This window comes from Streptomyces sp. NPDC050548 (genome assembly GCF_044457385.1).
Lineage (GTDB): Bacteria > Actinomycetota > Actinomycetes > Streptomycetales > Streptomycetaceae > Streptomyces.
Genome location: NZ_JBITGV010000002.1, coordinates 20,009 through 41,306, shown reverse-complemented (window position 1 = coordinate 41,306; position 21,298 = coordinate 20,009). Strand labels below are relative to the sequence as shown.

The following is a 21,298-nucleotide window of genomic DNA, read 5'->3' as shown; positions in this document are numbered from 1 at the left end:
CCGGATCTGTCTGATGGAGCGTCAACTCTGCAGATCCTCCAGAGATTCAGCGTGATGCGCAAGGCGTTCCGCGAGGGCATCGCACAACGCCCCGGCATGCCCAGCCGGTACTCCTGAGGACCGGGCGCGCACAGGACGTTCGCCGCCACTGCCCTCAGGACGATCCGACAGCCAGTCGCCAGAGAGACGTGACTTCACGTGACCGGGCGGCGTGAAGCGGATCGCTTGTGTCGTCCGCCTTCCGATGGCGAGGTCTGACGTCCAGTCGATCCACCACGTCAAATCCCGCTTGCGCGAACAGAACCAGCAGGTCGTCACGGGTGCGCAAGCCGAGGTGCTCAGCGAGATCAGACAGGATCAGCCACCCCTCGCCGCCTGGTTCGAGATGGTCGGGCAATCTTCGGAGAAACTCGCGCAGCATTCGGCCGCCAGGATCGTAAACCGCCGATTCCAGCATGGAGGTGGGTTTCACGGGCAGCCACGGGGGATTGCAGACAACAAGCGCGGCCCGGCGTCGTGCGGGAAAGAGATCGGCTTCCGTCACCCGCACCTGCGCCGCCAGCCCCAATCTCTCGACATTCTCCCTTGCGCAGGCCAGAGCCCGCGGATTGAGATCGGTGGCGACGACCTCGGCCACGCCGCGCCGCGCCAGTACCGCTGCCAGCACACCGGTCCCCGTGCCGATGTCGAAAGCGGTCGATCGTACTGAGCAGGCATCAGGAAGCGGTGCCCGCGCCACCAGGTCGACATACTCTCCGCGAACGGGAGAGAAAACACCGTAGTAGGGATGGATACGCGCTCCGCCCAGGGCCGGCACCTCGACGCCGTTACGGCGCCATTCGTGAGATCCGGTCATGCCCAGTAGGGCGGTGAGGGAACACGCGAACGGCCGGTCGAGAGGGCATCCCGCCTCCGCGCACGCCGCTCGTACGTCGGGAGAACGACGTAAGGGAAGTACGGCGCCCTCTTCCACCTGGACAAGGAGACTGCCGAGCACCTTGGCTCGAAAGGTCTGCGCCTGACGGTGCTGATTGAACGCGATCGCGGCATCGTCCGGGGGACGCCGCCGGCGGCGATCGATGCGCCGCTTCAGGGCGGAAAGCAGCTGACGCGCGTTGTGGAAGTCCCCGCACCAGAGCATCGCGGTGCCCTCGGCTGCCATGCGGTAGGCGTCGTCCGCCTTCGTCCGGTCGTCGGCGAGGACGATGCGCCGCGGTGGGGCGGTGGCGTTCCCGGAGTGCCATAAGGCGGTTCGGAGGTGGCCTTCGCCGTCGGTCCAGGTGATCTGCTGTTCCATCTCGGTCAGCGGCAGGGGGTCGTCGAGCTTTGCGGATGGCGGGGTGTGGTCGATTTCGCGGGCAGCGCCCACGTGTGTTTCGGCTGACGCCATGTGTGAGAGAACTCCTGCTTGGACATCCCGTGCCGGGAGTGCGCGTGATTTGAGGTGCGAAAGCCGGCATACGTCAGGCTCAGTCGGCACCACGGGAAAAGAGGATTCTCCGAGCGCACTGCCAACTCGCGGGCGAACAGCAGCTACGGAGAAACATCACGCCCGCCTTCGGCTACTGGAAGGCGGTGAGGCGGGATTGCCTAGCGTGCGTAGAGCGCATGTGCAGGAGAAACCATCTCGGGAAGCTATCACAGCCTGGCCGGAACGAACCGGTCTCAGTGGGGCAGTCGGGCCGTCACGAGCGCGCATTCGCCGAAGGCCGTCGCAAGCCTCCCGTACGGACCGGGCGAACGTCCGAAGATCCCCCCGACACGGTTGCTCAGCGCATGACCGCCCGTGTCAGCGCCGATGTGCTCACCGAGTCCGGGCTCAGACGTGTCGCACCCGGTACCGGCTGGTCGGCCACGACCACGAAGCGGACGTGCGGGATGCGTCCGTCGGCCAGACGGGACGCCACGGCGGAGCGTGCCGTGGCGCCGGTGGTGACGATCGTGGAGCAGCGCAGCTGAACGAGGGTGTTGACGTAGACGGCCGCCTTCCCCGACGCGGGCAGGCGGTAGCGCTGCACCACCATGGTCGTGCGGCTCGCCGTCGCCATGTTCCGCATCGCCGCCCAAGTGCCCGTCGCGTCCGTGTCGGTGGACGTCAGAAGGCAGGCTCGGGTGGCGGTGTCGACGTGCGACACCGGCGCGGGCGGCGTCGCGTCGCCGCCGGATTCCGAGGGCAGGAGCAGTGCCACGACACCGGCCACAGCCGACAGCACCGCGGCGCCCGCGCCGAGAACGACCCACCGACGCCCATGAAACGGGCGGTGGACACGATCAGAAGCCTTCAAGGTCCCCGTCCTTTTCAGCTCAACGATTCGAAGAACGGGCGATCAGGCGCGAAGTTGCGGGAACACACCGTCACGTCCTCGCCCCTGAGGTAGGCCAGCAACCATTCGCCGAACGTCATCTCGTGCAGTGTCCAGGCCGGACTGTCGAGCTCCGCCACCACGACGCGCCAGGGTGACGAGGAGCCGTCCGGGACGCGGAGGAAAACCCATTCCCCCGTCTTGGCCAACGCGACCGGCATCAACTCACCGGGGTTCGCCCCTGCCGGACTGGGCAGGTACTCCACCATGTCTTCCTCGCGCCAGAGTTCGAGATCCCCCCTGATCAATTCTCCCAGGTTGTGCAGGAGATGGCCGGCGGGGTGCTTCAGATACAGTTGATTGTTGATCTGGACCGAACCGTAGGCATCCACGATCTCGCGGAAGTCTGCCGGGAATTCGATTCCGAACTCCCGTTTCATTTCAATCCATGGCGCCGGATCCGTCCAGTTGAATCTGGGTTCGCCCAGCAAGGCTCGGATCTCTGCGAATGTTGCCACCACTGGACCTCTTTAGCATTTCGAGCCGATGCCGGTCTTGGAGTTGATCGCAGTGCATGAATAACTGTCCACGATCTTTCCCCCGGGTCCGTACACGGTCATTCCCACTTGGATGGTCGTAGGAACGGCCGAGTGAGTGTCTCCGTACAGGGGAACGACGGACATGAACAGGCTGTTGTTCTTATTCAGGGACTTCCACCCGAAGGCTTCCACCTTGCTCGCCATCCGGGCGTTCGCCCTGGCATTCAAAGCCACCAGGTTTCGGACATCCTGACCGGTACCCTTGCCCCAATAACCTATCAGGTGACCAGCCTGCGGATCTCCTCCTCCTGCCCTGATCTCTTCCATTCCGTCCGGATCGACGGAGGGATCGCATTCGGGGCACTTCGGCAGGCCACCCGCTCCGGTACGCGACCTGCGATCGCTCTTGGTGAGGAATGCAATGGCGCCGGTCGCCCTGCATCCCTTGTTGCCCTGGTGGTCCGTGTATTCCTCAAGACCGCCGTAGATCCGTCCCCCGTCGATCAGGGGCGTCGCGTCGCACGAACTCTTGCGCCCGTCGTCATCGTCGTCTCCGGTGCAGCCGCCGGTGGCCACGCACACGGCCGCGGTGGTCAGGCCGGCCGCGATGGCGGATGCGGCGTTGAGGACCGAGTCGCTGATGTTGATCTGTGTGGTGGGAGGTTCGGCGGTCGCCGAGATCGAGTGGACCTTCAGGGTGGACTTGCCGATGGACGCGGTGATCTTGATGGCGTGGGCGCGGATCGCCGCGCGGCGGGCTGCCGCCGCGGCCGCGGCCGCTGCCGCTGCCCTCGCCGCCGCCGCGGCCGCGTCAGCAGGGCTGACGCCGCCTCCCCCGCAGGAGTAGCACGTGCCGCTGCCGGAGCCGCCGGAGCCTCCGCCGCCGTTCCCGCCGCCCCGGCCCGCACCGGACGAGCCGTCGCTCTGGAGGGACTGGCAGAACGAGTAGGAGTGGGTCTGGGCGCAGGTGCGGCCGTGGGTGACGACGTGACTGGCGGCGGCAGAGGAGGAGGACGCGTGGCTGTACGACGAGGAACTGGATGAGGAGAAGGCGTCGGAGATGCTCCTCGAAAGGGCCGAGCAGTACTCGATGCAGGTGGTGATCAGGGCCGCACCCAGGAGGTAGGCGCCCTCCGCCTCTCCGATGCACAGGTCCCACAGGCAGTGCCCGCTCGGGTCCGTCCCGGTGAGCGGTGTGTCGTTCGCGTAGGCGTAGTCGTTCGCGTTGGTGCTGTCGCCGACCGCCGTGTTGTCGACCGTGTCCGCCGAGTCGAAGCCGCCTGCGGACGGGCTGTACCAGCGGGCGTGCATGTTCACGTTGCCGGTCGTCGGGTCGGTGTACTCGCTCTGGTAGCCGGCGCTGCCGGTCAGGGTGGAGGCGGTGGTGGTGCCCCAGGGGTCGTAGCTCGCGGAGCCGGTGAGTGCGGTGCCGGTCGCGGTGAACTGGCCGATGACGTCGGTGTGCAGGTCGGTCCAGGCCAGGGTGGCGCCGGTTGCCGAGGACTCGCCGGTGAGGGCGCCCGACGGGTCACGGCTGTAGGTGCTCGCGCCGTCGGAGGAGACCGTGTTGTCCGTGCCGGAGTAGGCGAGGGTGGTGGAGCCCGCGGTGATCGCGCGACCCAGCGCGTCGTAGGTGTACCCGGTCGCCCCGGCCGTGACCTGCTGACTGTAGGCGTCGAAGGTGTACGCCGTGGAGCCCTTGGCGGACAGGGTGCCGCGGGCCGTGTAGGCGTAGTTGAGCGTGCCGTCGGACGTCAGCTGGTCCCGCGCGTTGTAGGTGTACGTCGTGGAGCCCGCGGTCAGGCGGTTGCCGTCGGCGTCGTAGGTGTAGCCGGTGGTCGTGGAGCCCGAGATCCAGGAGGTGAGGCGGTTCGCGTAGTCGTAGACGTACGAGTTCGTGGAGGCGCCCTGGACGCCCGTGGTGGTCTTGGAGGTCAGGTTGTCGTTCTTGTCCCAGTCGTAGCCGACCGACGCGACCTTGGTGCCGGAGGCGGTGGTCAGGGTGTCGGAGGTCAGGCGGTGCAGGGAGTCGTAGCCGAAGCTGCGGACGTCGCCCGACGTGCCGTAGGTCACCGACCGGGGCTGGGACAGGGAGTTGTACTGGTAGGTCAGGGTCGTGCCGGTCGACGCGTCCGTGTCGGTGTTCAGGCGGCCGTCGGTGTCGTAGGTGTAGCTGCTGGTGCCGGAGGCGTCGGTGCGGGTGGCCGGGTTCTCGTCGGCGTTGTAGGTGAAGGCGGAGCTGCCGGCCTGGCCCGAGGTGGTGAGGAGGTCGCCGAGGGCGTTGGTGTCGTAGTACTCCCAGGTGCTGCCGACGGCCGAGGCCACCAGGTGACCGTTGAGGGAGTAGGCGAAGTGGCGGTCGGCCGTGGTCGCTTCGGCACCGGTGGCGCTCTGTGCGGTCAGGTCGTCGAGGGCGTCGTAGGTGTTGGTGGTCGTCACGCCGCCGGGGTCGGTCTGGGTGACCAGCCGGCCGCGCTCGTCGTAGGTGTAGGTGGTGGTCCGGTCGGCGTCGCTGGTGTAGCCGGTGACCGCCGGGACCTCCTTGCTCGCGGGCAGGCCCAGCGCGTTGTACGCGGAGTAGGTGGTGTCGCCGTTGCCGTCGGTGTAGGCGGTCCGGTGGCCGGCCGCGTCGTAGCCGTATGTGGTGGTGATGGAGGTGGTGTCGGTGACCGGCTCCGTCTGCTTCGTCAGGTCGCCGAGGCTGTCGTACTCGTAACTCGTCGTGTGCTGACGGGCGTCCGTGCTGGTCTTGAGATCGCCGTCGTTCGTGTACGTCGCCGACGTGGACGACAGGACCGTGCCGGCCGACGTCTCGTTCGCGGTCGCGGTTCTGCGGCCCGCGGCGTCGTAGGTCGCGGTCTGGATGCTCTGGTCCGGCTGGACGGTCCTGACGGTGTCGTCGCGCAGGTCGTAGGTGTAGGCCGTGGTGTCGCCGGTGGTGTCGGCGACCGTGTGGGTGCGGCCCAGCGCGTCGTAGGTGAACTTCGCGGTGACCCCGCTGACGGAGGCGGTCTGCGCGACCTGCCCCGCGCTGTTGTAGGTGGTGTCGGTCTCCTGCTTCGTCTGCGCGCTGGTGGAGGTGTAGACGTAGGCCCAGGTGCTGCTGTCGCGGCCCAGGTCGTCGTAGCTGTGGTGGGTGACCGATCCGTACGGGGACGTCTCGGTCAGGCGGTCGCCGGCCAGGTCGTAGGCGTAGGTGTAGGTGCCGCGGGTGGCGGTGCCGGAGATGCTGATCGCGGGGTTGGTCTGCCGGACCAGGTCGCCCAACTGGTCGTAGGTGTAGTCGGTTTCGCCCTTGGCGTCGGTCTCGGTCAGGACGTCGCCGGCCGCGTCGTAGGTCCAGGCGGTGGTGGCGGAGGTGCCGTTGTACGACGGGAGGGTGGTGCCGGTCCTGCGGCCGTCGCGGTCGTAGGCGGTGGCCGTGATGCGGCCGTTCGGGTCCTCGGTCTCGGTGCGGTCGCCGAAGGTGTCGTAGCCGTCGATCGTGACCGGGTGGGCGTCGGCCGTCGCGTCCGTGCCGGGTGTGGTCGTGGTGACGGTCGGGCTCGTCGTGGTGGTCGGGCGACCGGCCTCGTCGTTGGCGTAGTCGGTGACGTTGTTCTGCGCGTCGGTCGCGGTGATCTTCAGGCCGCGCTCGTCGTAGGTCGCGCTGGTGGTGAGGGTGAGGGAGCTGGAGACGTACTGGGCGGCGGACAGCACGTCACCGGCCTTGTCGTAGGTGTACGTCCATTTCTGTGCCGGGTCGCCCGCCGCGTCGGTCTGCGTCGAGGTGAGGACGCGGGAGTCCTCGTCGAGGGTGTACGCGGTCGACTGCGCCAGGGTGTCCGGGTCCCTGGTGGTCGCCGTGGTGCGGTCGGCGGCGTCCACCGTGTAGGTGGTGTCGAGGGTGCCGTTGCCCGCGGTCCTGGCGGTGCGGTTGCCCGCGTCGTCGTAGGAGTCCTGCTCGTCGACGTAGCTGGTGCCGGAGGAGCCGGTGCGGGTGATCTGCTTGGTCAGCCCGTTGTCGTAGTACGCGTAGGTCGTGGTGACGCCGATGCCGTCGGTGATCGTGTGGAGGAGACCGCCCGCGTCGTAGGTCCGCTGCTCCAGCAGTTTGGCGGCTGCCGTCTGCGAAGTGGCCGAGGAACCCGTGTAGTTGGTGAGGGTCGTGGTCAGCAGGTTGCCGTCGGCGTCATGGGTGAAGGCGTAGGACTGGCCGTCGGCGTCGGTCTCGGTCGCCTTGTCGCCGTAGGCGTCGTAGGTGAAGGCGGTGGTGTGCTGTTCGGGGTCGGTGACGGTCTTCGGTTCGCCGAAGTCGTTGTAGACGGTGCTCGTGGCGCGGGCGGTGTCGCCGCCGGTGGTGTCGGAGACCGTGCTGGTGAGGGTGTTGCCGTCCGCGTCGTAGGTGTTGGTCGTCAGGGCGGTGTGGACGACGGCCTGGTTGACGGCGTTCGTCGTGCCCGGGTCGAGTTCGGTCAGGACGTGGCCCAGCGGGTCGTAGGTGTAGCGGGTGACCAGGCCGTCCGGGTAGGTGTCGGAGGTCTCGGTCTTCGTCAGCACCCGGCCGAGCTGGTCATAGGTGAAGTGGGTGACCAGGCCGAGCGGTGAGGTCTCCGAGGCGAGGTCGCCGTCGGCGTAGTAGCTGTACGACGTGGTCGCGCCGCCGGGCGTGGTCGTACTGTCGAGCAGTCCCCCCGGGGCCAGGATGCCGGCGAGCCATGACGGCGTGTGGGACGTCGTGTACGTCTTCGTCGTCGTCAGTCCCGCGCTGTGTCCGGTGACCGGCGGGGTCGTGCTGGTGAGCAGATTGCCGTTGGTGTCATAGGAGTTGACGGTCCGGTAGGCCGTGTCCGAGGAACTCGACGAGCGGCCGTCGGACGAGGTCAGCAACTGGTCGTTGCGCGGGTCCGTGTCCGAGTCGGCGTTGAGGTAGTACGTGAGGTACGACGTCGAGCACAGGGAGTCGGACTGGTCCTGGCAGGTGGTGCGGGAGACCACGTCGCCGCGGGAGTTGTGGCCGGTGGTGGTCACGTTCCCGTTGCCGTCGGTGGTCGTGTGGAGGAAACCGGAGGTGTCGTAGCCGTAGGAGGTGGTGGCTCCCGTGCCGTCCGTCTCGGTGAGGACACGGCCGCCGTTGGACAGGTCGTAGGTGCTGGTGAGGGTGTTGCCGCCGGGGTCGGTGACGTCGACGGACTCGGTGGCGATGGTGCCGGTGGACTGCTTGTAGGCGTTCCACTGGGTGGCGACCTGGGCGGAGGTCAGGTTGTGGTCGTAGAAGGCGACGTCGGAGATGGAACCCTTGAAGTGGCTGACGTTGCCGGGTGAGTCGATCCAGCTCTTGGCGAAGCCCGCGCCGATGTAGGTGAGGGTGTTGGACTGGTCGGCCGGAGTGCCGGCGAACGTGTCCTGCTTCGTACCGTCCAGGAACAGCGCCTGGCTGTCGACGTCGCAGCTGAGGACCGCGTAGTGCCAGGCGTTGTCGGTGACCGTGCCGGTGGAGCCGAAGTCGGCGCTGCCCGAACCGCTCACACTCCACCAGTGGCCGTGCAGCTTGCCGTCCGAGCCGACGTAGAGGACGGGTGTCCAGCTGCCGGAGGCGTCGGTGGCTCCGTCGATCGCCGTCGACTGGTCTCCGATCAGTACGCCGGAGGTCGAGGTCTTGAACCAGATGCCGACACTGCGCTTGGTGTCGGTGTGCAGCGGGTCGGCCGGTACGGAGACGTAGGAGCTGGTGCCGTCGAAGGAGGCGGCCGTGTTCGCGGTGCTGTCCTTGGCACTGAACGGGCCGCTGACGCCGAGGGTCACGTTGTTGTAGGTGCCGTCGCCGCCGTTGACCTCGTCGGCCGCGTAGGTGGCCGAACCGTCGTCGCTGTCGTCGCCCAACTGCCAGTATCCGGCCGGGTCCGCGCCGAGCACCGTGCCCCGGTAGACCGCGCTGGAGCCCGCCACGGTGGGCGTGCCGAGCTTCCAGGTGCCGCCCTTCTCGTCGGTGACCTGGGTCAGCCGGTCGGCGTCGGTGTCGTAGGCGACGGCCGCGGTGGTACGGCCGGCGGGGCTCGCCGCCTGGGTGAGCAGGGCCGCGCTGGTGGTGCCGTCGGCGTACAGGTCGTCGACCTGGGAGGCGGTGATGGGGTGGCTGTAGAAGGAGACGTCGGAGATGGAGCCGGTGAAGTAGCTGACGGCGCCGGGCGAGTCGAGCCAGGAGTCGGCGAAGCCGGCGCCGATGTAGGTGTAGGCGTTGTCCTGGTCGTCGGGGGTACCGGAGAAGGTGTCCTGCTTGGTGCCGTCGAGGTAGAGGGTCTGGGTGCTGCCGTCGGAGCTGAGGACGGCGTGGTGCCAGGCGTTGTCGGTGACCGTGCCGGTGGAGCCGAAGTCGGCGCTGCCCGAACCGCTCACGCTCCACCAGTGGCCGTGCAGCTTGTTGTCCGAACCCACGTACAGCACGGGGGTCCAGGTGCCGGTGGCCGCGGTGCCGGCGACCGCCTTGGACTGGTCGCCGATCAGGACGCCCTTCTTGGACGTCTTGAACCACAGGGACAGCGCACGGGTGGTGCTCGCGTGCAGCAGTCCCGCCGGGACCTTCGCGTAGCCGGTGCCCGCGAGGGTCAGGGCCGTTGCCGTCGAGCCGGTGAGCGGACCGGTGGTGGAGCCGAGCGTGGCGTTCTTGTAACTGCCCGCGTCCGTCTGCTCGTTGGCCAGGACCGAGGAGGCGGCGGTGGTGCTGCCGGACGGTTCGTCCAGGCGCCAGTACCCGCTGGGGCCGGCGTCCAGGGCGGCGGAGGGGTAGTTGGAGCCCGCGATGTACGTGTAGGCGTAGCAGGAGGTCGACGCGGTGGAGGCGCTCGTCGTGGACGGCGGGCAGACCGAGGTGAGCCGGTCACCGGTGTAGCCGTACGTCCACAGGGCCGCCGTGGAGGCGTCTCCGCTGGTGGCGGGGTCCGTGGTCACCGTCTTGACGTGATAGTGGGCGGCACCGGACGGCTTGGCCCAGGTGAAGTACAGGGTGCGGCCGGAGACGTCGTTCTTGACGGTGCTCAGCCGGTACGAGGAGTCGTAGCCGAGCGTCTCGGTCAGGCCGGCATGCGTCTTGATCCCTGACAGCAGCCAGATGTTGGTGCCGCCCGGAGCGGCGAAGGTGTATGTCGTGCCCGAGGTCTCGGTCAGCGAGTAGCCGGCGGACAGCGCCTTGAAGGTGCCGTAGGTGCCCAGTGGCGAGGTGTAGCCGGAGGACGAATAGCCCCAGCGTTGCTGTTTGCCGCCGTCGTCGGTGACCACCACGCTCTTGGAACCGTCGTCGTCCATGACGGCCCGCATGTCGGCGAGGGCCGACCAGCCCGCGCCGAAGGCTCCGACGGTGCTGGTGTCCAGGGAGTTGTACGAGCGCGTCACGTCCAGGGACGGGCCGACGGTGGAGACGGAGGCGTCGGTGGCGGAGGTGGTGTAGTTGCCCGCCTCCTCGTCGTAGCCGTGACCGCCGTTCTGCGCCAGTTGGGAGGCGATCAGCGGCTGCGCGACCAGGGTGGACAGGGCGTTGCTGCCGCTCGTGGTCGTGGACCAGCCGTCGTATGCGGAGACGGTCCAGTAGTACGACGTCGACCAGTCCAAGTCCCCTGACGGCACTGTCCACTTGGCGGAGGTCTGCCAGCCGGAGGTGTCGATCTGCTTGCCCGCCGAGGAGTACACCGAGAAGTCGTACTTCAGCGGGGTGGTCGGCCAGGAGTCCGGGTCGACCGCCTTGGCCTGGAGCTGCGGCCGCAGGGAGGGCGAGGTGAAGTTCGCCTTGGGATAGGTGTGTTCGATGTCCGGCGCGGAGTTCTTGCTGTAGGTGACCGTGACGTACGGGGCGTGCGAGTCGACCTGGTCGGAGTCGAACTTCTTCCACTGGTAGGAGCTGGTCGCCGAAGTGAACACGGACAGGCCGTAGTTGCTGGTCTGTCCCAGGGCGATCTTCTGGAAATAGTCGGTGTCCAGGTCGGTGGTCTGCCACTGGCCGGTGCCGGTGGACACCGAGGTGTTTCCGCACACCGTGTCGGAGACCGTGCCCGCCCAGGTGCCGATCGCGGCGGCGGTGGCGGGCCGGTCCGACCAGGACTTCTGGCCGGTCACCCACCACTGCTCGGTGATCGGGTACACGCTGTACGAGGTGGAGGAACTGCACGTGTACGCCCACACGTTGAAGAGGTGCAGGTCGGCGTCGGTGATGTGGTAGCCGTCGGTGTCCGGCAGCCCGAGGAACTTCATGAACGCCTGGCCGATGTACGCGCCGCCGTCCGGGGTGCCGACCCGCAGGATCGTGTCCGACGAGTAGTCGGCGGTGTTCGGGTAGTACACGTACGTCGTGAGGTTCTGGCCGGCGGTCGACACGGTCATCGTCGGGTCGACGGTCACCGGGAAGGTGATGCCGGAGCCGGCGAGCCAGGACGGATCCAGCGACATCTTCACGGCGGGGGTGCCGTCGACCTCGGTGACGCTGTAGGTCATGGCCCAGTTGTCGTGGGACTCACCGGTGGTCGGGTCGACGTAGGAGTCACGGGCGAACGGCTGCGGCAGCGTGGCCATGACGGTGCCGCCGCCGTCCACCAGTTCCACCGTGCCGTCGGACGCGGTGGTCAGTGTGAGGCCCTTGAGGGACATCGGGAAGACCCAACTGGTCGGCGCGCTCGCCGAGTTCAGGACCAGGGACTCCTTCACGCCGTTCACGGTCGGCGCGAGGACGAGGTTCGTGTCGGTGAGGACACCGTCGTACTCGACGCCGGAGCCGGACGCGGTGCCGGTGACGGCGTTCGCCCCGGCCAGCGACCAGGACACCGACTCGGAGTCGGACAGGGTCAGGGTGGCCAGATCACCCTGGGCGGAGGTGCCCGAACTGACGGTGGGGCTGGGAGTGGGAGTGGCCGTCGGGTCGTCGGTGTCGTCGGCCTGGAGGGCGGAGGCGGTCTTGGCCTTGGTCTTCCAGGTCAGGGCAGCGGGTACGACCGAGCCCGCACCACTCCCCCGCAGCGCGGACCGCCGTACGGAACTGTCCGTCCCCGTGGAAGGCGCGAAGGACACCCCGAGGGAGTTCGCCTTCTCGTGCCACCGGCCGTCGGCGGTCTTCGTGACCGCGGTGTCGATGGACTTCCAAGTACCGGAGGAATCATGGTAGTTGATCCTGGACTGTGACATCTTCCGGGTGAAGGACCCGTCCGCGTTCTGGAAGTAGTCGAACTGCGCACCGGACTTCGCGGCCACGCGCTCGCTCGTCCTCGCGTCGAAGCCCACGGACGCGTCGCCGGAACGTTCCTTCTCGGCCTGGGTGCTCGGCGCCTTCCACGCGGCCAACTGCCCCTTGCCCTTGCCCGGCGTCTTCCCGGAAGGCCGCCCCTTGCCGGCCTTCGCGGCGCGTACGTCATGCGCGGAACCGGTCTTGGACCGGGGCCCCGAACCGTCCGCGCCCGACAGCCACTTCCACACCTGGTTCAGCCCGGCGCCCAGCGAGGCCGACGGACGCGTCGCCGCGTAGGCCGCCCCGCCCTCCTGCGCCCAGAAGGACACCAGCAACGGCACCACAGCCAGCCACACACGCCACCGCGACAGCGGACGCACCCCACCCACCGACCCTTTACGCATCGCACCCCGACAGGAGCAGCCGGTGCGTCAGGTCGACCCCCGTGATCACGCAGGCTGCGGCACCAAGTTGTAAGCGCAGCGTGAAGGCACGGGCAAGATCCCTTGTGCGAATCCGGCGCATCCCTTTACCAAGACACGGGACGATCCACAGGGTCCCCGCCTGCTGTTTGTCTTCCCGTCATCCCGCAGCCATGTGTGCAGCCGGCGAGCCCTTGGCCTTCGCAGCGTCGGGACGACCGGATTTGAACCTGCGCCCCTCGACCCCCAGGAACCGGAAAAGTCATCGTGGTCAGTGGCTTCAGCGCCGGCCTGCGCTGGTGGGGAGGTGCAGGAGGAAGTGGGCGCCCTGGGGGCTCGGGGCGAGGGTGAGTGTGCCGTGGTGTGTGGTGGCGATGCGTTGGGCGATGGCGAGGCCGAGTCCCGCGCCGCCGTCGTCGCGGGCGCGGGCGTCGTCGAGGCGGCTGAAGCGTTCGAAGATTCGCTGGTGGTCTTCCGGGGGGATGCCAGGGCCGTCGTCGAGGACTTCGAGGACGGCGTGTCGGTGTTGGGTGTCGCGGGTGAGATGGACGGTGATGGTGCTGGTGGCGTGGCGTTCGGCGTTGTCGAGGAGGTTGCCGAGGACGCGGGTCAGGAGTGCGTGGTGGCCGTGGACGGGGATCGGTTCGGGGGCGGTGTGGAGGGTCAGGGTGAGGTGGGGTGGGGGTGTCCGTCGGCCGGTCTCGTTCCGGACGAGGTCGGTGAGGTCGAGGGGAGGGCTGGGTGGTGGGGCGGCGGGTGGGGCGTCGAGCCGGGCGAGGAGGAGCAGGTCGGTGGTGAGGGCTTGGAGGCGCAGGGTGTCGTCGTGGGCGGCGTGGACGACTTGGGGCCAGTCGGCGGTGTCGGGGTGGTTCAGGGCGAGTTCGAGTTCGGTGCGCAGGCAGGCGAGGGGGGTGCGCAGTTCGTGGGAGGCGTCGTCGGTGAACTGGCGCTGCTGTTCGACGGAGTTCTGGAGGCGGTCGAGGGTGGTGTTCATGGTGTCGGCGAGCCGGGTGATCTCGCGCCCGGCGCGGGGTACGGCGATGCGCCGGTCGAGGTGGTGGGCGCTGAGTTCGGCGAAGTCGGCGCGGATGGCTTCGACGGGGCGCAGGACGCGTCCGGCGGCCAGCCAGACGGTGCCCGCGACGACGAGCGTGAGCCCGAGGGTGCCTGCGGCCAACTGCCAGACGACGGCGTTGAGATGGGCCTGTTCGCGGCGTAGCGACCGGATGTAGACCAGGTCGAGGGTATACGCCGGTGCGATCGTGGCCTGGCGGCGGATAGGAACCGGACCGTGGACGGGGTCGGTCCAGGGCAGCAGCAATAGGTTTCCCTCGCTGACAAGGTCGTACTCCCCACCGATGAACACGTCTCGTGACTTGCGTTGCGTGTTCCCTTTGGCGAGGCAGACAGCCTCGCGTTGCGTGGCAAGGCTCTCTGCGCTGAGCACGTGCGGCGTACACGGCGGTACCCGGCCGGTGTGAGCCTTATGAGTGATGCCGATGAACGTGTGTTGAACGATGCTGGAGGAAGGCGAGGCGTCGAACCACAAGGCCATACCCGGCACGTTTCCCTTTCCCGCCCATACAGCCTGTTCGAAGACTGCCTCGTTGGGGATGCGCTGGCGGGTGGAGGCGAGCAGAGACGCGCGTGCCTGGACAGCGACCGCGGAGGCGATGGCAGCGAGGAGGACAAAGGCGCTGGCTCCCACCAAGAGTGTCAGTCGGTTGCGGAGGGTTGCGGGCCACAGGAGGCGCAGGACGGACCGGTGCCAGTTCATGGCTGTGGCCGTTTGGTTCCGGCCGGGTCGAGGCGGTACCCGGCGCCGCGGACGGTACGGATGGTGTGCCGCCCGAACGGTGCGTCGATCTTGCGGCGCAGCGCGCTGACGTAGACCTCGACGAGGTTCACGTCACCGTCGAAACGGTCGTCCCAGACATGCTCCAGGATCTCCCCCTTGGAGAGCGTCTGGCCGCTGTGCCGGGCCAGATACTCCAGCACGGCGAACTCACGCGCCGTCAACGCCACCGGCACCGCCCCACGACGGCAGCGACGGGACGCCGGGTCGACTTCGAGGTCCCCGACATGCAGCACCGCCGGCCGCTCCGGACGGCCCCTGCGGATCAGGGCCCGTAATCGTGCGGCAAGTGCGATGAACGAGAACGGCTTGGTCACGTAGTCGTCGGCGCCGGTGTCCAGCCCCTCCGCCTGGTCGTACTCACCGTCCTTCGCCGTCAGCATCAGCACCGGCACCCACCGCCCCGCCTCCCGCAGCCGCGCGCACACCCGGTAGCCGTTCACATACGGCAGCATCACGTCCAGCACCACCGCGTCGTAAGGGTTCTCCAGCGCCAGCTCCAGACCCCGGCGCCCGTCGTGCCCGACATCGACGGCATACCCCTCACCGACCAGACCCCGGCACAGCAGATCCGCCAACCGCCGGTCGTCCTCCACCACCAGAATCCGCATGCCCTCAGCATGACCGCCGGGCACTGAGAGGAACCTGAAGAACCCTCAGGAACCTTCAGGGTCCCCTCAGTACCGCCCTGCCATGGTCCTGTCACACGGACCCCTGCCGGGGTCGGCTTCAAGAGAAGGGCAACATCCATGTCAGTACTGACTCGGACCGGGCTGGCGTTCGCGTGACCGGGTTCCTGACGCTGTGGCGTCCAGGAACCCGGTACGGGCCGGATCAGGGATCAGCGGGCGCAGGAAGCGGCCGCGCTGGTCACCCCCTCGGTGGTCTGGACAAGGTAGACGACCTTGTCGGCGCCGCCACGCACGTCGGCCGGCACCGTGAACTCGACGTTCTTGCTGCCCTGGTCGACGGCCGAGCTGCTCCGTTCGGCGAGTTCGGTGGTGCCGGCGTACGTCGAGACGTACAGCCGCGTCGCCCCGGAGCCACTGTCCTTGACCCGGGCGTTGACGGTGACCGAGCGGTTGTGGAAGGTGACCGAGATGTGGTCGGCGCCGCTGGACGAGCCGCCGACCGCCGGGCAGGACTGGGCCGCCGCTGCCGGGAGGGCCGATGACGGTGCGGCCGCCGCTGCGCCCAGGGCCAGCGCCGACACGGCCAGAAGCGAGATCGTGTTCTTGCGGATCATGGTTGCGTTCCTTTCCGGCGTGACGGTGTGTCACGCATGGGTGAGGGGTTGGGTCCGGCACCGCCGCAGTGGTCGCCGCTTGCTGCGGACAAGCGCGGTTCCGGCTTGCCACCACCCTGCGGACGTCACCGGATCACTGCCAGAGGTGATGGGTATTCCTCCCGGTCGTTGCCCGGAATACGCCGCTGAGCTGCGGCGGAGCGGTCCTGGGGAAACCCCTTTAGGAGTACGGCACCCATCGGGCTGCCGTTGGTGCCGGAAAGTGGGCGCGACGGGCGCGCGCCCCCGTCCGGCTCTGCCTTCGTACGCCGGGTGAATCCGCCACGTCGCCACGCCTGAACTCGTTCCGGTCGGCCGATGCTCGTGGACGTGAAGCAGAAATCCGCCGCGCGCCGCGCGTTCTCCCTCCCCACCCGTCGACTGTCCCTGCTGTGCCTGCTCCCCCTGCTGGCCTTGTTTCCCCTGTTCACAGCCTCTTCCGCCGCCCCCGTACAGGCCGTGCCGTCAGCCCTGCCCGGTGGGAAGACCACCTTCGTCGTCGCCACAGCGAAACTCCGTAACGGCACCACGTACGACAACTGGACCCAGCTCGGCTGGTACCGCTTCGACGCATCGACCGGCCAGGTCCGGGCCGAGACCTTCGTATGGCGGCAGAACGCCCCTGATGACGAGCTCCTGCGCGAACGGGCCGGAACCCTGCCCGATGCCGAGTGCAGCGGAGGTGCCGGGCAGGTGACCCGCTGCCAGGTCATGACCGCTCCCCGTTATTCGGCCAAGTCCTCGCCCCGGCCCCCGGTGCTGCGCACGGGCGGGTACAGCCTGCGGCCGCAGGGCAGCACCACCTACCTCGACATCCGCTGGCCCCGAGGTGCCACCGAGACCTGGTCCGTGCACCCCATGTCCGGTCTCGTCCGCCTGGAGTGGGTGAGCTCCAACAACAGCACCGCCGGCTACGCCTACGGCAGCAACGCCCCGATCAGCGAACGGCGGGAGATGGACACGGTGCAGCGGCACGGAACACTGCCGTACACGAGCACCGGCTGGACCCACGACGTGGTCAAGACGGAGGAGCACGAGTCCGGGTTCCAGCCGTCGCTGTACCAGCACTGCTCGACCACCACCTGGTGCCTGACCCACTTCCAGGGGACGAGCGGGGTCTGCAAGTGCAGCGATCGCCCGGCGACCTCGATCGAGTACTACATCACCCGGGTCAGCAGCGAGGACCGGCGGGACACCCAGTGGCACTGGTGCTCCTGTCTGGTCCAGGCCCCCGGCACGTGTTACTCGGGCAACTCCCACATCAAGCCGCTGCTCCAGATCATTGGCGACGACCATCAGTTCCGTGGCTACGTGGGAGCCGAGGCGTCGTTCTACCCCTATGAGAAGACGGACGGGAGCAACCCCCGGCGCGAGGACATGCTCGGTGTGTTCCGGTTCGCCGAAGTGCGGTGACCCGTGGACCACACCGGGAAGCCGACGGCACAGGGCTTCGGGGCGAAGATGAGGGCGCTGCGGGAGGCCCGCGGCATGTCGCTCAGCGAACTCGCGGTCGCGGTCCATTACAGCAAGAGCCATCTGTCCAATATGGAAAACGGACGGAAACGGCCACAGCGGGTCCTCGCCGAACGGCTTGATGCCGCCCTTGGGGCGGAGGGCGAACTCACTCGACTGTGCCCGGAACCCACGGCGCGGCCCGATCAGCTCCCCGGGCCGTGCCCCTATCAGGGGCTTTCTCCCTTCACTCAGACAGAGGAGCACTGGTTCTTCGGCCGTGAGGACGCGACCGGATCACTGCTGGCGAAGGTCCAGCAGGCGGTCCAGGCGGGCAGAGGGACGGTGGTGCTGCTCGGTGCTTCCGGTGTGGGGAAGTCGTCGCTGCTGAGGGCTGGTCTGTTGCCGCGCGTGGCGGAGCGGCAAGCCGGTGTGGCGGCCGAGGAAGCGGCGGCCCTCACGCCGGTCGTGGTCACGCCGACCGCGCAGCCGGTGGAGCAGCTGGCGGCCGCGCTCGCTGAACCGCTCGGGCGCAGTGCCGCGGAAGTGGCGGAGGTACTCACCACGGGGCGCTTTCCCGATGGCGGCGAGCGATTGCTGCTCGTCGTGGATCAGTGGGAGGAGGTGTTCGCGCTCTGCGCCGACGCGGCGGAGCGCGCCGCGTATGTGGCGGCGGTGTGCCAGGCGCCGTTCGCCGTACTGGCGGTGCGCGCCGACTTCTACGACCGGTGCCTGGCCCATCCTGATCTCGCGGCGGCGCTGGCGGAGGGATCAGTACCGCTGGGCGCGATGTCACGCGCGCAGCTCCTGCGGGCCGTGCAACGCCCTGCCGAGCTTGCGCGGCTGCGCGTGGAACCGGAACTGGTCCGGCGGCTGCTGGAGGATCTCGACCCCACGGGACGCGGCTGGGAGCCGAGCAGTCTGCCCCTGCTGTCGCATGCGCTCCTGACGACGTGGCAGCACCGGACGGGCCGTGACCTGACCGTGCAGGGCTACGAGAAGGGCGGCGGCCTGCGCCGTGCGATCGCCGAGAGTGCGGAGGCTGTGTATCAGGAATTGTCGGCGCCGGAGCGGGAGACCGCACGGCACCTGCTGCTCGAACTGGTGCAGGTGGGCGAGCAGGGAGCGGACACCCGCCGCCGGGCTCGGCTCGCACGGCTGACGCCCGGGCAGCGAGCCGTGGCCGAAGCGTTCACCCAGGCGCGGCTGTTGGCCTGCGAGGACGCGACGGTCGAGCTGAGTCACGAGGCGGTGCTCTGGGCCTGGCCCCGCCTCGCGGGCTGGATCGACGCCGACCGTGCGGGGCTGCGGCTACGGCAACGCATTGCGGACGGGGCACTGGCATGGGAGCTCGCGGGACGAGGAGAGGAACTGCTTCTGCAGGGCGCCGCGCTGGCGTTGGCCTCCCAGTGGGCCGCCGACCATCCAGGGCCCGAGGCTCTGCCCGCACGGGACCGGGCGTTCCTGGACGCTTCGGCACAGGCCGCGCAACGCGGGGTCCGCCGGCTGCGCCGCTTGCTGGTGGCGCTGGCCGGAGTGACGGCACTCGCGGTGCTGACCACCGTGCTGGCCGGGTTCGGCCTGAGCCGCACCCGCCATGAGACCACGAAGGCCCGGTCCGGGCAGGCGGCCGCAGTCGCGGACCGGCTGCTGGCCACGGACCCGGAACGGGCTGCCGCACTGGCGATCGCCGCACATCGGTACTCACCCGAGTCCCAGGCGGCGAAGGAGGCGGTCGCGGCGGCAGCCGGCGTCCCGGTGGCGCGGCGGCTGACGGGCGCGGGTGGCAAACGGCTCTCCTCCCTCGCGGTGAGCCGCCCGGTGCCGGGCGCACCGGCGCTGCTGGCGACCGGAACCGAGGACGGTCTCCTCACCCTGCGCAGGGCCTACGCCGACAACGGCCTGCCGGCCGCGCGGCCCGCATGGCACCGCCGCATCGGACGAGGCGGCACAACTCCGGTGTACGGGCTGGCTTTCAGCAAGGACGGGAGCACCCTGATCGCCGGTACGGGCGATCAGGTGCGGCTGTGGCGTGTGGTGCACCGGCCACAACTGCACCTCGGTGACGGCAGGGTGCTGTGGCGGGCCGGCGATGACGGCCGGGGCGATGTGAGGGACCTGCGTCTGTCCCCCGACGGCACGGCGCTGGCAGCGGCAGTGAGACATCCCACGGGGGGATACGTCCTGGTGTGGGACTGCGACGCCCATGGTCCGCACGGCGACTCGGTGCGCTCGGTCAGGCTGCCGAACCCCACGCCGGAGGACCAGGTGCGCACCCAGGACAAGCAGTGGTACGGCAATCCCTACGCCGTGTCCTTCTCCGCCTCCGGACGGCTGCTCTCGGCGGCGGGGTCCCACGAGAGTTCCACCGGACGGGGTCGAGGGGTCACCGCAGTGTGGCGGCGCCCGGCGGACGTGGGAGTGGCCGGCTTCTCCCTGCACGGGACAATGCGCCTGAAGGCCAGCGCCACTGAGGCATCCCTCTCGCCCGACGGAATGCGGCTGGCCGTGTCCGTCGGCGACGGCTCCCTGCGCATCTGCCCGGTGGCCGGATTGCGGGAGCCCTTCGTCTGCGAGGGAACTGTCGACGCTCCGCGCCTGGGCGAGTACGCAGCGGGCATGGCCTACAGCCCCGACGGCACGCTGCTGGCGGAGGCCGACCACAACGGCCCGGTCCGGCTGCGCGACCGGCGTACTGGTCGACCGCTGCTCATCCTGCCCCATCCGGGCAGCATCATCTCCCTCGCATTCTCCCCCACCGGCGACATGCTGCTGGCGGGCGCGGCCCGCGGCGACGAGGTCAGTGCCTGGAGGCTGCCCCTCAACACACTGCTCGGGCACACCATGCCGGTCCTGGCATCGGCCATGCCCGCATCCGGGACGTGGCTGGCCACAGCCGACCGGCACACGGTACGGCTGTGGGGCACGAGCGACCACGAGAGCCGCCCCGTCGCCGAACTGCGTCCCGCCGACCACCTACCGACAGCCGGGGAGGTGACCGCCCTGGCCGCCGACCGTGAAGGCACTCGGCTGGCCGTGGCGACAGGCAACAACGTGGTTCTGCTGTACGACACATCCGGCCGTGCCCGAGTCCGTTACCTGGGTGCGGCCGGACGGCTTTCCAGCCTGCGTCCGGTGTACTCCGTAGCACTCTCCCCCGTGGGCGACCGGCTTGCCTTCGGCAACGACGAGAAGAACGTCCAGCTGTGGGACGTACCCCTGGCTCCGGGTGAGAACCGACCGACCCCCGACACGCGACTCTCGCTCTCCCCCGCCGACCGAAGCCACCTCCTGTCCCTGACCTTCTCATCCGACGGCAACCGCATCGTGGGAGGCACCGAGCTGGGTGGACTGGCCGTGTGGAACACCCGGCGTTCCGCAACTACCAGAAGAGTGAAGTCCGGTGAGACACCGAGCATCCCCGCACTGCAAGTCCTGGCAGCCCACGCCGATGGGGTCACAGCAGTGGCCTTCCTCGGCACCCGGGGCTCCCGCCTGGCCACCGGCGACCAGCAAGGCACCGTAAGGTTGTGGCGCTGGGACGACGCCGCCTCGTTGCCGCTGTCCCCGGCGGGCGATGCGGCAGCCCTGCACACGGGCGCCGTCACCGCGCTCACGGCCACCCGTGACGGCACCCGCGCGGCCAGCTCCTCCGCAGACGGCTCCGCCGCCGTGTGGGACACATCCGTCGGCATCCCGCACGTCCGCTACCAGGTGAACGTCCAGGACGAGGGGCTCACGTCCGCCCGCCTCGCCCCGAACGGCGATCGGCTGTGGACCACGGACACGGCCACTGCCCGCCGTTGGCCCACGTCCTACACCGATGCGGAGGCGACGCTGTGCCAGACCTTGAGTGATGCTGCTGTGCACCGCAGAGACGCCCATCTGTTGCCGCATGCCGGGACGGATCCAGCCTGTGGATGAGTGAGCGACAGCTGCGAACACCATCCACGCGTAGAGAAGCCGGGCGGTACTCCGCAGGCGACCCATCCGTCGGATACACGAGTCGCACCCCGGTCATCCCAGCCTCCACCAGCACAGGGACCACCAACTCGCCTGCCCTGAAAGGGACTTCTCAGGCCCAGCGCTTGGCTCGTGATCAACACCCTGTCTCATGAGACAGGGTGAGCGCGAAGAACACTCCCAGTTGCAGCCCGAGGCGCAGCCACAGGCGTCTGCCTCCTGATTGAGGGCCGTGTGCGCCAGACCACACCTGCGCCGCCACCATTTCCGCCGCACCGGACCGAACTGGTTCACG

General features: G+C 68.8%; 9 protein-coding genes. 2 read left to right on the top strand and 7 right to left on the bottom strand.

Annotation, left to right across the window (positions count from 1 at the left end):
• Window positions 1-154: 154 nt before the first annotated feature.
• The 7 genes from ACIBJH_RS06055 to ACIBJH_RS06025 all read right to left on the bottom strand — a co-directional run bounded on the left by ACIBJH_RS06055 (window position 155) and on the right by ACIBJH_RS06025 (window position 15,549).
• Window positions 155-1,297 carry a methyltransferase gene (locus ACIBJH_RS06055; RefSeq protein ID WP_399116362.1) on the bottom strand — a complete coding sequence of 381 codons (1,143 nt, stop codon included), beginning with the start codon at window positions 1,295-1,297 and terminating at the stop codon, window positions 155-157.
• 472 nt (window positions 1,298-1,769) lie between these two features.
• The gene (locus tag ACIBJH_RS06050) at window positions 1,770-2,285 is read right to left on the bottom strand and encodes a hypothetical protein (protein WP_399115642.1); all 516 of its coding nucleotides are present in this window, start codon (window positions 2,283-2,285) and stop codon (window positions 1,770-1,772) included.
• Window positions 2,286-2,299: 14 nt separating this feature from the next.
• Window positions 2,300-2,821: an SMI1/KNR4 family protein gene (locus ACIBJH_RS06045; protein ID WP_399115641.1), complete on the bottom strand. Its 522-nt coding sequence runs from the start codon at window positions 2,819-2,821 to the stop codon at window positions 2,300-2,302.
• 12 nt (window positions 2,822-2,833) lie between these two features.
• Entirely contained in the window at window positions 2,834-12,382 is a 9,549-nt protein-coding gene (locus ACIBJH_RS06040; protein WP_399115640.1) for a LamG-like jellyroll fold domain-containing protein, read from the bottom strand.
• A gap of 346 nt (window positions 12,383-12,728) precedes the next feature.
• Window positions 12,729-13,814, bottom strand: coding sequence for a sensor histidine kinase (locus ACIBJH_RS06035; RefSeq protein ID WP_399115639.1), 1,086 nt, complete (start codon window positions 13,812-13,814; stop codon window positions 12,729-12,731).
• Window positions 13,815-14,221: 407 nt separating this feature from the next.
• Entirely contained in the window at window positions 14,222-14,914 is a 693-nt protein-coding gene (locus ACIBJH_RS06030; RefSeq protein ID WP_399115638.1) for a response regulator transcription factor, read from the bottom strand.
• A 230-nt stretch (window positions 14,915-15,144) separates the two neighbouring features.
• Window positions 15,145-15,549: a hypothetical protein gene (locus ACIBJH_RS06025; RefSeq protein ID WP_399115637.1), complete on the bottom strand. Its 405-nt coding sequence runs from the start codon at window positions 15,547-15,549 to the stop codon at window positions 15,145-15,147.
• A 369-nt stretch (window positions 15,550-15,918) separates the two neighbouring features.
• Here ACIBJH_RS06025 and ACIBJH_RS06020 point away from each other — a divergent pair, with 369 nt between their 5' ends.
• Together ACIBJH_RS06020 and ACIBJH_RS06015 are read left to right on the top strand one after the other, a co-directional pair.
• On the top strand, window positions 15,919-17,001 hold the full coding sequence (locus ACIBJH_RS06020) for a hypothetical protein (protein WP_399115636.1): 1,083 nt from the start codon (window positions 15,919-15,921) through the stop codon (window positions 16,999-17,001).
• A 3-nt stretch (window positions 17,002-17,004) separates the two neighbouring features.
• Window positions 17,005-20,964 (top strand): helix-turn-helix domain-containing protein, encoded by a 3,960-nt coding sequence (locus ACIBJH_RS06015; RefSeq protein WP_399115635.1) that lies wholly within the window; start codon window positions 17,005-17,007, stop codon window positions 20,962-20,964.
• Window positions 20,965-21,298: the final 334 nt, after the last annotated feature.